A 15,417-nucleotide genomic window follows, 5' to 3' on the forward strand; every position below is an offset into this window, starting at 1 on the left:
CCGGAGGCGCTCGCGGCCGGCCTCGCGCGGATCGAGGCCATCTTCGAGGCGCAGGTCCAGCGCGGGCTGACGGATCGGGCCGGCGCGGCAGAGCGGATGGCGCGTGTCGCAGGCACGGTCGGTCTCGGCGCTCTGGCCGACTGCGATCTGGTGATCGAGGCGGTCTTCGAGGATCTGGCCGTGAAGCGCCGGGTGTTCGAGGAGCTGGTCCGCCTCTGCGGGCCGGAGGCGATCCTTGCCACCAACACCTCCTACCTCGACCCCGAGCGGATCGTGGAGGGCCTGCCGCACCCCCATCGGTTCATCGCGCTGCATTTCTTCAGCCCGGCGCAGGTGATGAAGCTGCTCGAGATCGTGCCGCTGACCGCCACCGCGCCCCGCACCCTCGCCACCGGCGTCGCTCTGGCGGCGCGGCTGGGCAAGATCCCGGTTCAGGCGGGCAACGGCGAGGGCTTCATCGGCAACCGCATCCTCAAGCGGTATCGCGCCGAGGCCGAGGCTCTCCTGCTCGCGGGCGCCACCCCGGCCGAGATCGATCAGGCCATGCGCGCCTTCGGACTCGGGATGGGTCCGTTCGAGATGCAGGACATGGCCGGGCTCGACATCGCCTTCCGGGCCAGAGAGGCCGCCCGCGCGCTCGGGCAGGACCTGCCCGAAGGTCCGGGCGACCGGCTGGTGCGCGCGGGCCGCCTGGGCCGCAAGTCGGGCGGCGGCTGGTACGACTATGCGCCGGGAAGCCGCCTTCCCCAGCCATCGCCCGACGCGGCCGCCCTGATCGCCCCTTTCGTGACCCCCGGTCCACGGCCGAGCGGCGACGGGATCGCCCATCGGCTCATCGCCGCCATGGCCGAGGAAGGCCAGCGGATCTGCGACGAAGGCCTCGCGCAGAGCCCTTCGGACATCGATCTGGTCGAGGTGCATGGCTACGGCTTCCCGCGTCACAAGGGGGGGCCGATGTTTCACGCCGCGCGCAGGGCCCAGGCCCGCAAGGACGGAGAATGACCGGCGCGCGGGCGCGGGCCGGAGCACATCCACGCAAGGGAGGGGCCGATCCGGCCGCACCGACATGACCCAGGTCTTCATCTGCGACTATATCCGCACCCCCATCGGCCGCTACGGCGGGGCGCTCTCCTCGGTCCGCGCGGACGATCTGGGGGCCGTGCCCCTCAGGGCCCTGATGGCCCGCAACGGCGGCGCCGATTGGGATGCGGTGGACGACGTGATCTTCGGCTGCGCCAATCAGGCGGGCGAGGACAACCGCAACGTGGCCCGCATGTCGGCGCTGCTGGCGGGGCTGCCGGTGGGCGTCCCCGGCACGACGATCAACCGGCTCTGCGGCTCGGGCATGGATGCCGTGCTGACCGCCGCCCGCCAGATCGGCGCGGGCGAGGCGGACCTCGTGATCGCGGGCGGGGTGGAGAGCATGTCGCGCGCGCCGTTCGTTTTGCCCAAGGCCGAAACGGCCTTCTCGCGGTCTGCCGGGATCCATGACACGACGATCGGCTGGCGCTTCGTCAATCCCGCGATGGAGGCGGCCTACGGGGTGGATCCCATGCCGCAGACGGGTGAGAACGTCGCCCGCGACTTCGGCATCAGCCGCGAGGCGCAGGATGCCATGGCCCTTGCCTCGCAGACCAAGGCGGCAGCGGCGCAGGCGAACGGGCGGCTCGCACAGGAGATCGCGCCGGTCCTCGTTCCGCAGCGCCCGGGCGAGCCTGTCCGGGTGGAGCGCGACGAGCATCCGCGGGCCACGACGCCGGAGGCGCTTGCCAAGCTGAAGCCGCTCTTCGCCGGCGGATCCGTCACGGCGGGCAATTCCAGCGGCGTCAACGACGGCGCGGCGGCCCTGATCCTGGCCAGCGAGGCGGCCGTCCGGCGCCACGCGCTCACCCCGATGGCGCGGGTGCTGGGCGGCGCCACCGCGGGCGTGCCTCCGCGCATCATGGGCATAGGCCCGGTGCCCGCGACCCGGAAGCTGATGGCCCGTCTGGGGCTGACCGCAGAGGGCTTCGACGTGATCGAGCTGAACGAGGCCTTCGCCGCGCAGGGCGTGGCGACGCTCCGGCAACTCCGCATCGCCGAGGAGGATGCGCGGGTGAACCCCAACGGCGGTGCCATCGCCCTCGGCCACCCGCTGGGCATGTCGGGCGCGCGCATCACCGGAACCGCGGCGCTCCAGCTGCAGCGCACGGGCGGGCGGCGGGCGCTGTCGACCATGTGCATCGGTGTCGGTCAGGGCATTGCCATCGCGCTGGAACGGGTCTGAGATCGACCATCGCCCGGGGCGGCGCGGCCGACTGACGCGCAGACCGTTGCCGCCTGCCCAGCAGGAGCGGGACGGGGGTAGCCGCGGCACCACCTGCCGCGTCCCTCGCGCGGCGGCCCCGCCATCCGCTGCCGCAGCACTTTCCCGAGGGGGGCTCCGGCGCTACATCCGCCCGGACAGCCGGGAGGAACACATGCCGCAGAGATCCGACATCAACCGCCGCGTGGTGCTGGCGCAGCGTCCGAAAGGCACGCCCGACGAAAGCACGCTCCGGCTGGAAGAGGCCGCCATTCCCGAACCCGCCGAGGGGCAGATGCTCCTGCGGACGGTGTGGCTGTCGCTCGATCCCTACATGCGCGGGCGGATGAACGACACGAAATCCTATGCCAAGCCGGTCGAGATCGGCGAGGTGATGACCGGACAGGTGGTGGCCGAGGTGATGCAGTCAAGCCTGCCCGGGTTCGAGCCCGGCGACATGGTCCTCGCGGGCAGCGGCTGGCAGGATTATGCGCTCTCGGACGGGACCGAGGTCGTCAATCTCGGCAAGGCGCCCGAGCGTCCCTCCTGGGCGCTCGGCATCCTCGGGATGCCCGGATATACCGCCTATGCGGGTCTTCTGAAGATCGGCGAACCGAAGCCCGGAGAGACGGTGGTGGTCGCGGCGGCCTCCGGCCCGGTGGGGGCCACGGTCGGGCAGATCGCGAAACTGAAGGGCTGTCGCGCCGTGGGCATTGCGGGCGGGGCCGACAAATGCCGCCATGTGGTCGAGACGCTGGGCTTCGATGCCTGCATCGACCACAGGGCCCCCGATTTCGAGTCGCAGCTCGCCGCCGCCTGCCCGGACGGCGTCGACGTCTATTTCGAGAATGTGGGCGGCCGGGTTCTCTATGGCGTGCTGCCGCTCCTGAACCCGTTCGCGCGGATGCCGGTCTGCGGCATCGTCTCCTGGTACAACAGTCCCGGCCTGCCCGAGGGGCCGGACATTGCGCCGGCCCTCATGGGCACCATCCTGCGGATGAAGGTGAAGCTGCAGGGCTTCATCATCTTCGACAGTTTCCCGCGCAGCCTCTATGCCGAATTCGCCCGCGAGATGACGGGCTGGCTGGCCGAGGGAAAGGTCAAGTACCGCGAGCAGGTCGTCGAGGGGCTGGAGGCCGCGCCACAGGCGCTGAACGACCTGCTGGCGGGACGCAACTTCGGCAAGATGGTCGTGAAGGTCTAGGCGCAGGCGCCCGCCCCGGACCCGGGCCACCGAGGAGGGCGCAAGGGCACGAGCCTCAGGGAGCAGGCTGGGTGCGCTCCAGATAGGCCAGATCGGCCGGATCGAAGACCGACAGATCGTGCTCCCGGTGCCGGCCGATGCTGGCGGGGGGCGCGATCAGGGCGGCCAGCGCGGCGACGGGTTCGGCAGGCTCGAGCCCAAGGAAGCCCATCAGCCGCGCGATCTCCGCTTCGGGGCGGGCGCAGAGCGCCTCGTACTGCAGGAACAGCACCCGGTCGCGGTTCTCCGGCCGGGCCGCCACTGTGCTGATCCGGCGGTGCACCTCGCAGAAATAGGCCAGCATGTCCCGCGGGCCCGGCGGCTCGGCCACGGGACGCTCGAGGAAGTGGGGCCCCCAGAACCACGCCTGGCGCTGGTTGGCGGAAAAGGCCATGTCGAGCCCGCTGCGCAGCAGATGGACATAGCGCATGTGGGGATAGGACCTGAGGATCCGCTCGATCACCACATGGGTGTTGGGCTCTTTCCAGCCCCAGCGTTGCTGCCCGGCCGCGCGCATTCCGGCGCGCGACAGGCCCTCGAACTGCCGCAGCCGCGCCTGGAAGGCCGGGTCGGGCAAGGCGAGCACCTCGCGGTGGCGGAAGCGGTCGGTGAAGTCCAGATTATCTTCCGACTCGTTCAGCCTCGTTCCCATGAAGACGCCCGCCCCCTTGAGGATGCGGGCGAGGACGCGGGTGCCGCTGCCACCGATGGCGCCCACGGCAATCGGAGCCTGGGTCGGGTCGGGTCCGTGTTCGATCATGCTCATGATGCGAAACGGCGCCCTTGCGGACGCCGCCCTTTTTCTGGTGCCGGAGGCTGCCGGGCCGAAGCCCGGCAGGGTTCTCAGATCAGGACCTGGAAGTCGTTGATCGTGATGTTCAGCGTTCCATCATGATCGATCTGAGCAAGATTCACCAGACGGGTCGTCTCGCCGGCGTCGAGATCGATCGAGAGCATCCCGGTCTCGGCATTCCAGACGATCTGATCGGCCAGGTTCGCCTCCGCATCCTGCAGCGCCCACATCAGCTCGTCGGTGACCAGGATGCGGTCGACGCCCTGCTCGAAATCGGTGATCCGATCCGCATCCGCGCTGTCGAGGCTGCCGAAGACGAACGTGTCCGCCCCGGTGCCGCCCGTCAGAAGGTCGAAGCCCTGACCCCCGACCAGCGCATCGTTGCCCACACCCCCGTTGAGGGTGTCGTTGCCCGCATCGCCCACCAGCAGGTCGTTGCCCTGACCGCCGTGCAACCAGTCGTTGCCGTTGCCGCCGACCAGAGTGTCGTTGTCCTGGTTGCCGTAGAGGTTGTCGTTGCCGTCCCCGCCGAAGATGAAGTCCTCGCCGGCCTGACCCATGACCGTGTCGTTGCCGACACTGCCGTCGATCATGTTGGCCCCGGCATCGCCCAGCAGGCGGTCGTCATACCGGCTGCCGATGATGTTCTCGATCGAGAACAGCGTATCCATGCCTTCCTCGGCACTGATGCGCTGCGCCTGACCCTGGAGCGAGAGATCCACGGTGACACCGGCGGTTGCGGTCTGGAACTCGACGGTGTCGGTCCCCTCGCCGCCGTCGACCAGATCGTCGCCGAGGCCGCCGGCCAGCGTGTCGTCTCCGGCACCGCCGAGCACGGTGTCGTTGCCCTGGCCGCCGTGGATCCAGTCGCTGCCCACGTCTCCATAGAGGAGGTCATCCCCGATGTTGCCATAGAGGCTGTCCCACCCGTCACCGCCCACGATGGTGTCGTTGCCCGCGCCGCCGGTGATCTGGTCATCGCCGTTGCCACCGTCGATGGCGTTGGCGACCGCGCTGCCGGACAGGATGTCGTCGGAGGCGCTGCCGATGATACCCTCGATCGAGCTCAGGGCATCGCTGCCCTGATCGGCGCCGATGACCTGCGCCAGCCCGTCACGCCCCAGATTGACCGTCACCCCGCCCGCTGCCGCGGAATAGTCGGCGAAGTCGAACCCCTCGCCGCCGAGCAGCGTGTCATTGCCCGCGCCGCCCATCAGGAAGTCGTTGCCCGCGAGGCCCGAGAGCACGTTGTCCGCCTCGTCCCCGATCAGCCTGTCGTCGTGGTTGCTGCCCGTCAGGTTCTCGATGGAGGTCAGCAGGTCGTAGCCTTCCTGCGCGTTCACCAGCTGGCCTTCGCCCTGCAGCACGAGGCTTACGAAGACGCCCTCGGTGGCCGTCTCGTAGCTGGCCGTGTCGTTGCCCGCGCCGCCCAGCAGGGTGTCGTTGCCCAGACCGCCCGCAAGCGTGTCGTCGCCGTCGCCCCCCACGACCAGGTCGTCGTCCTGACCGCCATGCAGCCAGTCGTTGCCTTCCTCGCCATAGAGGCTGTCGTTGCCCTCGTTGCCGTAGAGACGGTCGTCGTTATCGCCGCCGAAGAGCTGGTCGGTGCCCGCCCCGCCGATCAGCGTGTCGTTGAACACCCGGCCGGAGATCACGTCCGCCCCCCGCGAGCCGGTCAGCAGATCGGCGCCGTCGGTGCCTTCGAGGTTCAGCCCGACCATGGCGGGGCCATCGACATTGATGACTTCCACGTTGCCTTCACCGTCGGTGTAGGTGATGCGGGCGCTGATGACATGGCCTGCATCCGCCGGTTGCAGCGTGTAGACCGGCTGGCCGTTGTCCGAAGCGATCACCACGCCGTCCCGCAGCCATTCGATGAGGGGCGGGTTCGGCCCGAACCCGTCGGCATCGTCCAGCGTGCCCACGAGCAGCAGCTGATCGCCCGACAGCGGGTTGCGGGTCTCGGACGCCCCGTAGGAGATCGAGAGATCCTCGACCGGCGCGTCGTTCACCAGCTCCATCCCGATCACCGTGGTGGCCGGAACGCCCGGGTTGCCGTCGGCATCGGTCGAGGAGACCGTGACATGGCGCTCCGCCGCGGTGGGCGCGGTCGAGCTGTTGACGTAGCGGACGGCCCGCAGCGCCAGCTGGAAGTTCGTGGGATCCACGCCCTCCTCGCTCGTCAGCCGGATCTCGTGGGTGCCGTTGCCGGTGACCACGATGTTCAGCGCCGCCAGAGCCGGCAGGACCGCCGGATCGACGAACAGCATCTCGGCCGGGCCGTTCACCGCATCCTCGAGCGTGATGACGACCTCGACGGTGTTGCCCTCCTGGTCGATCATCTCGGCATCGGCGGTGGCGATCGCCTGGCTGCCGCTGCCTTCGAGATAGCTGATCGAATGGTCGCGGCCTTCGCCCGACGGACCGTTGAGATCGGCCACCGTCGCCCATTCGACCGGCAGGATGAAGTCCGTCGGAGCGGAGTCCGCGCCCGTCTCGTCCGTCACCGTGACCGAGATCGACCGGTCGCCCGCGAAGGCGTTCGGGTTGGTGTTCTCGTAGCGCAGGCTGAGCAGCGCCTCACGGTAGTCCGCCATCGACCCGGTCCCCGAGATGGTGAGCGGATCGCCCGCCAGACCGGTGCCCGAGATGGTCAGTTCGGTGCCCGACTGGGCCACGAAGGTCGTGCCGCCGGCCGAGAAGATCGTCTCGTAGGTGGTGCCGAAGGCGTTGTCGACCGCGGTCTCGCCATCGAGCGTGATGACGATCTGGCTCACCGCCGCACCCTCGTCCGGGTCGGCCAGTTGCAGCGTCTCTTCCGAGAACAGCGCCACAGCATCGCCGCGGGCATAGAAGGTGTTGCCCTCGCCCATGCTGATCGACGGCACGTCGTTGACAGCTGTCACCTCGATGGTGGCCGAAGCGCCGTTGCTGGAGAAGGCCGAGGTGCCGCCACGGTTCGCGGCATTGGCCGCCCCCGCGATGCCGGCGACCACGTTGCCCGCCGTGCCGGTCGCGCCGTCCCAGGCGTAGTAGGACAGCTGCGCCTCGGTCGCATTCTCGCCATCCGGCGAGAAGCGGATGCGGTCGTCCGCACCGAGCAGCAGGACTTCGCCCTCCTCGAGGGTGACGTCGATCCAGTCGGTGCCGCCCGCGAGGCGATACTGCCAGGTGCCGCCGCCGACCCCTTCGGAGCCCGCGCCATAGACCGCGATACCCTGTTCGGTGCCGTTCCCGGCGCTGTGCACGCCCGTATCGACATCCGTCATGGCCCCGATCAGATCGGCCACCAGTTCCCCGGCGTTCGTCAGCTGGTCTTCGGTGATCGTGGTGCCGGTCACGGAGGTGTCTTCCGGCAGGACCGGGGCATCGTTCACCGGCGTCAGGTCGATCACCACGGTCGCCGGAGCGGTCGAGGTGGTCTGGCCGCCATTGGCAAGGCTGCCGTTGTCGGTCACGAGGAAGTCGAACGAGGCGACCTCTTCGCCGTTCACGTCCGCGACCGGCTGATAGGTCAGCGCGCCTGCCTGAAGCTGCGCGAGGGTGACCACGGTGCCCACGGTGACCGCGACCCCGCCCAGAAGCAGCGTGCCCGTGGCGGGCAGGCTGTTGATGGTGATCGAGGCAAGCTGGTTCGCGCCGCCGTCCACCGGATCGGCAAAGCCGAAGTCTCCGGCGGCAAAGACATGGCCCGCATCCTCGGAGCCGGTCACGCTGCTGTCGATCGCCACCGGCGCGTCGCTCACCGCGATCGGGTTGATCTCGGTCTGCGAGACGAGGCCCTCGTTGCCGTCCATGTCGGTGCCCTGGGCCGTCACGATCCGCGTCGCGGTGTCCGGGGCATCGTCCATGTTGGCATAGGTCACGCCGCGCAGCGCGATCTGGAAGCTGGTGGCGCTGGCGCCGTTGGCCGCCGCGAAGGTGATCGAGGTGGCGCCCGTCAGGTTGCCGTTGGCGTCGAACTGGCCGTCATGCGCACCGATGGTGATGCCGCGGGCCGCCAGCACGTCCAGCACCGCCTTCGAGATACCGAGATATTCGACCGGGGCCGAGCCTTCGACATTGTCGAGCGGGTTGGTCAGCACCACGTCCAGCGAGCGGATCAGACCTTCCTGATCGACGATGCGGGCATCGGCGGTCGCGATGGCGACCGGGGCATGCTGCTCGATGTAGGTCGTCCGGTGGATGTCGCCGGCGCCGGCACCGTTCATGTCGATCACGGGGGCCCAGATCACGTTCACGTCCATCGTGGCCGTGCCGTCGCCCGCCGAAACCGCCGTGGTCTGCTGACCGTCGCCGTCATGGAAGCTCAGCACCGCGCCGGGCTCCAGATCGGCCAGCGGGCCGCTGGCCACGAAGCTCGTGGCGTCGCGCACCATCGAGACGACCTGGCCGCTGTCCACGCCGTTGATGAAGATGCGCTGGCCGACGGCGATCTCGGTGTTGCCCTCGGTCAGGTTGACGCTGGAGAGGCTCGAGGCCAGCCCGTCCGAGTCGGTCACCTCGATCTTCACGGGGCGGGTGCCCGCCACCGCATTGGGGTTGGTGTTGCTGTAGATCACGCCGCGCAGGATGGTCTCGTAGACCTCCGCCGAGGCCGCGCCGGTGAAGGTGATGACCGAGCCGGTGGCCGCCGTCGTCACGATGCTGATGCCCACGCCGTTCTGCTGCGCGAACGCGCGCGCCTCCTCCGACAGGGACAGCCGCTCGTAGATCGTGCCGAACCCGTTGTCGAACAGGCCTTCGGTCATGCTGACCTTGGCGCCCGTCATCATCGCGCTGTCGACGTCGCTCAGGTCCAGCGTCGGCAGGATGGCGATGGCCGGTCCGCGCGCGGTGAAATTGACGCTGCCATCGGTGCCGCCCGTGGTCGAGACGAGCGGCGAGAAGGCGCCGGAGCCGTTGGTGAAGTCGGCCGCCGTGAGGTCCGGCCGCGCGCCGGTGGCGGTCGCGGTCAGCGTCACCCGGCCCTCGCCGTCATGGCTGACGGTCCAGTTCGGGAACTCCTGCGCCGCGAAGGCTTCGGCGATCTCGGCGGCGGTGCTGCCGCCCGCGATCTGCATCTGCACCCCGTCGAAGGTCAGCACCTGAGCGGTGCCGGTCGAGAGGAAGGTGACCTGGGCCACTTCGGCCACGCCGGCGCCGCCCTGGGTCGTGACCGACCCGTTCACATCGACCACGGCCGGGGCGTTGATCATGTCCACCGCGACGTTGATCGACTCGAGCGGGGTGCGGCCCTCGGCGCCCGCCTCGCCGTAGGAGAGGCTGATCGTGTCGGCGCCGCTGCCTTCGACCGGCGAACGGTAGGTCAGGTCGTTGGCCGCGATCCATTCGGAAATCGCGGTGGCCGAGCCGGTCAGAACCAGCTGGCCGGTTCCGTTGCCGGTGACGGTCAGCCCCTGCACGCCTTCGGTCCAGAGCGTGCCCTGGCCCGCATCCACCGCAAATTCGTAGATCTCGGTGCCCAGATCCGGGTCTTCGAAGACGAGGCCGGTGAGGTCGATCTGCGTGTCGGCATCTTCGCCGGTCGAGATATCGGTGCCGATGGCGCTCGACACGTTCAGCGCGTCGTTGCGGCCCGAGATGGTGACGGTCAGCTCCTGCGACGCGGTGGCGCCGTTCGCATCGGTCACGGTGTAGGTGAAGGTCTCTTCCAGCGTGTCGGTCGGCCCGGTCAGGCCGTCGACCGTCGGATTGTCATCGTCGGCCGCGTAGGACCAAGTGCCGTCCTCGTTCAGCGTCAGCGTGCCGTAGGTGCCCTGAAGCGTGATCGTGCCGTCGGTCCAGACGCCTTCGGTGCCGGTCTCGGACTGGCCGCCGGTGCGCACGCCCACCACCGAGATCGCGTCGCCGTCGATATCGGTCGCCGCATTGGGACCGGTCAGCAGCGAGCCCGTGGCCGCGCCGCCGGCGACGTTGTTGTTGAGACCCGAGGCCTCGACCGCCGTAGCGGTCTGGGCGCGGACGACCGGCACGTCGTTGGCGCCGGTGAAGGTGATGTCGAGCGTCGCGGTCTGCGTGCCGCCCTGCCCGTCCGAGACGGTGAGCGTGAAGGAGAAGTTCTCCTCCTCACCCTCGGCCAAGCTGTTCAGCGCCGTCGCGTTCGGGGTGAAGCTGTAGGCTCCGGTCGACTGGTTCACCGACAGGGTGCCGTAGGACAGGGTCAGAACCGAGAAGCCGTTGCCCGACAAGCCGTTCTGAACGCCATAGGTGAGCGTGCCGCCTTCGCCCGGCGCACCGCCGTGCAGGTCGGAGGCCGAGATCGAGCCGGTGATCGCGGCCGGGCTGTCCACGGCCTCGGTATCGGCCACCGTCAGCGCGACCGGGGCCGCGGTGAAGACGGGTGCGTCGTTCACCGGGGTGACGGTGATCGAGCCGGTGGCGCTGTTCTGGCTGAGCGCGCCGGTGCCGGTGGCGCCGGTCGTGTCGAGGTTCACGGCCGTCGTGCCGTTGGTGAAGCTGCCGGCATAGGTGCTGTCCAGCGCACGGAGCGTCAGCGCGCCGGGCGTGCCGTTCCAGTTCAGCGCGGGATCGAAGCGGATGAGCGTGGCCGAGGAAAGGACGAGCCCGCTCTGCGAGGTCACGCTGCCGATCGAGATCCAGGTGGCGCCGTTGTCGGTCGAATATTGCCAGTCGCCCTGGGCGCCGGTCGCGGCATTGCCGGTGATGACGACGCCCGCCATCGTATCGGTGGGCGAATAGGCGTTGTCAGGATCCGAGAAGGAGCCGCCGAAGGCCGCGGCGATGGTCTGGCCGGCGGGGTTGCTGTCCTCGGCGATCGAGGTGAGCGTGCTGTTGGCAAGGCTCGGCGCGTCGTTTTCGGCGGCGAAGGTCAGACCGTTCGAGGAGGAGCCGCTGGTGCCGTTGCCGTCCACCGCCGTGACCGTGATCTGGCGGGTGATCGGCGCGTCATTGGCGTCGTTCTGGTAGGCGACCTGCCGGGCGATGGCCTGGGCGACGCTGTCGTTCACCGAGGTGGACGAGATCAGGCGGATGTTGTCGACATAGAGGTTCGAGCCCACCGCGAGGCCGCCCGTGCCGTCATAGGTGCCGCCGACGAATTCGAACCGGTAGTTGCCTGCGGGCAGGCCTTCCTTGCTGATGGTCGTCCAGCCCCCGGTGTCGTCGCCCCGCTGGGCGAAGAGCAGGATGTTGTCGGGGCTGCTGACGCTGTTGCTCAGGAAGTTGCCGTTCGCATCGACGCGGCGCAGGAAGCCGAACACCTCGTAGTCGTCGCTCACGCCCTTGGCCAGGAAGTCGAGCGAGATCGAGTCGCCCTGCGCGACCGTGATCACCGAGCTGGTGGCATAGGGGCCGTGGATCGAGCCGTAGCCGTCGACCTGATAGCTGCCGCCCGGGTTCTGGTCTCCCTCGACGATGCCGCCGCCGCTGCCGAGATAGAGCGCCCGCGATCCGTCGACGCCCGTACCATCCTGCACCGACCCGTTCCAGTTCATGCTGGTGGGGTCTTGGACGTTGGTCGTGCCGGTGCCGCCGCTGTAGGCCGAGTCATTGGCCAGCGTGATCTGCAGGCCGTCGAGGTTCAGCTCGTTGCCGTTGTCGCCATATTCCTCGTCGCGGATGGTCCAGTTCGCCTCGCCTTCCTCGAAGCCGGCGTTCGGCAGCGGGCTGGAGAACAGGATGCGCAGCGGCTGGCCGTCCTGGCCGTTGAAGGTCGCATCGACCGAGCCGATCCGCTCGCGGGCCGAGCCGGTCCCGAGATAGACGTCGCCGTTGTCGAAGGAGATCGCGCCGTTGGCCTGCGGGTTGGAGGCGCTGGTCAGGCTGAAATTGTCGCCCGCCGTGGGCGAGCTGACCGAGAATTCGATGTAGCCTTCGGTAAAGGCTCCGCCGCCCGTGATGGTGATGTTCGGGTCGACGAGCTGCGGAAGGCCGCCCTCGGAGAAGGTCAGGGCAGAGGTCAGGTTCACTGTCGGCATGAGAATCTCCACGGGGGCTGCACCCGGCTTTTCCGCATCCGATGTGTCGAATGGGGGTCTAAATTGAGGCAAATTCGTGCCGAATTTGACCGGGCTGGCGCTCAGTTGACCTAAGGGAACGAGCGGCAGATCCGCGCAGCCCTTCCAAATTACCGGAGGGAGAGTTTTTCGATATGTGTTTCACCTTGAGCGTGCAATATCGATCATGGCCGCCGGGCGTCGGGGAGGAGGATGGTGGCCATGCTGCAACGGTCGCCCGACTGTCCGAAGGGCGGTCCTGTAGATCCATGCGCCAGAGGCGCCGGGCGTAGAACCGGCTCGTGCTGGCCGAAAGCACCCGGCACATGAGGATCACGGCGTGCTCGGCAGCGCGCGCCGCGATGAAGGCGAGCTCGTTCTTCACGGTTTCGCCGCCCACGTCTCGTCTGTCCCGCTCAGCCAGAGATCCCTGTCCTGCCCGTGAGGGCGGATCACGTCCTGCATCCGGCGCCGAGGGCGGGGTTCTTCAGCAACGTCAGACGGCAGAGATCCGGATCCACATCGCCCTCACGAGCAGGGACGATCCTCCGGGCCCCCGCCAAGATGGTAGGCCACGTCTGAAGCACGCGCAGGTGGGGTCAACACGCCCGGCTCCCGATACTGCACTCAAAGCCCAGACCGCGCCTGAGTATCGAGAGAGGAAAGGCCAGGATGGCTCGGTGCATCCGCAGCAGGGGTCCTGTTTCGGCCCGGGGCCAAGGGGCGGCGATCCCGACGCGGCCGGCAGATCCCGAACCGGCCGCGTATCTTGCGCGGCCCAAGGGGAGAAATTCCGCAGCGCGGGGGTAGGCCCACTCCGATCTGCCGCCGACGCAGGCGCGGCTGACCGGAGGCGGTTCCCGATCCTAGGGCAGATCGTCCAGCAGCATGGGATAAAGCAGGCCATCCGCACCCGGCTGACCCAGGTAGTTCACCCACAGGTCCGAGGAGGCATTGTACCGCCGGTAGCGCTCCAGCTTGTCGTAGAGGTCATTCACCAGAGCCTGCTGCTCCGAGATCGACATCCTCACCCAGTCGTCGGAGGTGATCGTCATGATCCGCGAGCGATAGGGCAGCCCCTCGAGCAGTTCCGAAATCGCCACCGCGCCGGCAAGCGTCTCGTCCTGCCGCTGCGACACCCGCTCGGGGCGGCGGCTCATGTCGGCGGCGGCGCCCAGCACCTGCTCGAAGAAGCGGTCGGGATCGAGCACGTTCGTCTCGGCCTTCTCGACGATGATCTGCAGCGCTTCGGCCAGATCCGACAGCTGCGCCTTGGACAGCAGGAGCCGGATCGACACCGGGCGCAGCGCGGGCTGCGCGAAATCGCGGTCGGCGATCACCGCCTCGAAGACGTCCGGCGCCTCGGCCCCCTCCTGCCGCCCGAGCCAGGCCAGTTGCAGCGTCTGCATCGCCTGCCCCATCGCCTCGGCGATCTCGCCGCCTTGGGCCGGCGGCGCGGCCCCCGCGGACATCTGGCTCACCACCACCTGCCCAAGCCGACGCGCCGCCGCCTCATATTCCCGGGCCTGCCCCTCGGCCACCGGGAAGTAGAGCGGCGGAAGGTTGGGAAAGCTCGTCAGCTCGCTGTAGAGCCGCTGCGCCCGGTCGTGGTCACCCACCTCGCCGCCCTTCGGCGTCAGCAGGTGCATCACGGCGATGTAGCCGCCCAGATCCTCATGCACCAGCCGGTTCAGCGCCTGCCCGCTGAGGCCCGTGCCGCTCAGTTCGTCCGTCGCCTCGCGGGGGCCCGCATCGGTGACCAGCACGAGGAAGCGCACGTCGTAGCCGGACCAGTCGAGGGAGGTTACCGCATGGTCGATCCCGGTATAGCTGTCCTCGCGGAAGTTCCGGCTCGAGGCCGTGGCCTCGGTCATCTGCGCGATCCCGGCGAGGAAGCCCTCGGCCGTCCGCCCCTCGTCGAGCGTGACGAAGGTGCGCGCGGCGTAATCCAGCGCCGGTTGCCCCTTCAGGCTGTCGCGATAGCCGACCAGCCCGAAGGACACCCGGTCGCTCAGACCCGCCGCCGCCACCTCGCCATAGACCTCGCGCAGCGCGTCGCGGGTGGCGCTGATGTAGGGCGCCATGGAATGGGTGGTGTCGACGACGAAGACGATGCCCGCGCGCATCGGCTGGCCGATGGGTCGGGAGGCATCGGCCGGCGCCTGCGCGCGCGCCACCGCCACCTTCAGCAGGTTGACGAAGGCGCCGCTTTCGAACAGCGCCTCCTCGGCCGAGAGGATCGGCAGGACATGCAGCCGCTGCCGCTGGTCGATCGCCTCGCGCGGCCCCAGCGCGACGATGCGGTCCGACTGTGCCCCGCCCTGCTCGGCCGCCTCGGCCTCGGCACGCAGCGCCGCCGCGTCGCGGCCCGGATCCTCGGCCTCGACCACCTCATAGGCGGCATCGAAGTCGGAGAAGAACAGCGTGCGTTCCAGCCCCGCCGTCACCTCCAGTGCGGCCACGATGTTCTGGTTCCAGTCGGCCACCGCCTGCGCCGGCAGCCAGCCCAGATCGCGCCCGTCCTGCCCCGGCCCGACCTCGACCCAGCCATCCTGACGCGCATAGACGTAGAACTGCTGCAGCGGCACGACCGGACCCAGCGACCGGCCGCCGGGCGTCTCCAGACGCTCGCCCGCCTCGCGCACCAGAACGCGCTGCGGCAGGGCGGACTTGCCCTCCATGACCAGCGGGCGGCCATCCCCGGCCCAAAGGGCGGTGGCGGCGAGGCTCAGAACGAGGATCAGCAGGCGCAGCATCGTCATTCCCTCAAGAGGACAATGGCTTGCCGCGCCTCGGCCGAGCCGAGGTCCGCAGCCGCCTGATAGTTCCGCCGCGCAGCCGAGGCGTTGGGCGCCTTGAACGGGCTGCGGCTGGCGTTGAAGCTGGCCGGATCGTACATCCGCCCGAGCGCGAGATAGGCGTCCCTCCGGGTTTCCGGCGCGCCGGCCTGATCGTTCGCCAGCGCCATCAGGCTTGCGAAGGCCGTCTCGACATCGCCCGCGGCGAAGCGGATTTCGATTTCTGCAAGCGGATCATGGGCGGCCACAACCGCGCGGGCATCGGTGACCACGCGGCTGCCGGCGGGCGTGTCGAGATACGGCAGGCCGAACCACAGGCCCGCGCCCGCGGCGGCCAGACC

The 15,417-nt window shown here is 69.1% G+C and carries 6 protein-coding genes and 1 pseudogene; 3 read left to right on the forward strand and 4 right to left on the reverse strand.

Features of this window, described 5'->3' with window-relative positions:
* The 3 genes from A9O63_RS03985 to A9O63_RS03995 form a co-directional block, all read left to right on the forward strand.
* Positions 1-1,002 (forward strand): 3-hydroxyacyl-CoA dehydrogenase family protein (locus A9O63_RS03985; RefSeq protein ID WP_141703032.1); only part of this gene is annotated, 1,002 nt, incomplete at its 5' end.
* A 64-nt stretch (positions 1,003-1,066) separates the two neighbouring features.
* Positions 1,067-2,266 (forward strand): 3-oxoadipyl-CoA thiolase, encoded by a 1,200-nt coding sequence (gene pcaF / locus A9O63_RS03990; protein ID WP_069330767.1) that lies wholly within the window; start codon positions 1,067-1,069, stop codon positions 2,264-2,266.
* Between the two features lie 193 nt (positions 2,267-2,459).
* Positions 2,460-3,488: an NADP-dependent oxidoreductase gene (locus tag A9O63_RS03995; protein WP_069330768.1), complete on the forward strand. Its 1,029-nt coding sequence runs from the start codon at positions 2,460-2,462 to the stop codon at positions 3,486-3,488.
* Positions 3,489-3,543: 55 nt separating this feature from the next.
* Here A9O63_RS03995 and A9O63_RS04000 read toward each other — a convergent pair whose 3' ends face one another.
* From A9O63_RS04000 to A9O63_RS04015, 4 genes and pseudogenes are all read right to left on the reverse strand, one after another.
* Positions 3,544-4,287: a sulfotransferase gene (locus tag A9O63_RS04000; RefSeq protein WP_235836922.1), complete on the reverse strand. Its 744-nt coding sequence runs from the start codon at positions 4,285-4,287 to the stop codon at positions 3,544-3,546.
* A gap of 83 nt (positions 4,288-4,370) precedes the next feature.
* Complete coding sequence (locus A9O63_RS04005) at positions 4,371-12,260, reverse strand: VCBS domain-containing protein (RefSeq protein ID WP_084295586.1); 7,890 nt, start codon at positions 12,258-12,260, stop codon at positions 4,371-4,373.
* A gap of 884 nt (positions 12,261-13,144) precedes the next feature.
* Positions 13,145-15,034 (reverse strand): vWA domain-containing protein, encoded by a 1,890-nt coding sequence (locus A9O63_RS04010; RefSeq protein WP_235836923.1) that lies wholly within the window; start codon positions 15,032-15,034, stop codon positions 13,145-13,147.
* Positions 15,035-15,036: 2 nt separating this feature from the next.
* Positions 15,037-15,417, reverse strand: a pseudogene (locus tag A9O63_RS04015) (serine/threonine protein kinase); the annotation flags it as partial.

Source organism: Cereibacter johrii (assembly GCF_001720585.1).
GTDB classification, from domain to species: domain Bacteria; phylum Pseudomonadota; class Alphaproteobacteria; order Rhodobacterales; family Rhodobacteraceae; genus Cereibacter_A; species Cereibacter_A johrii.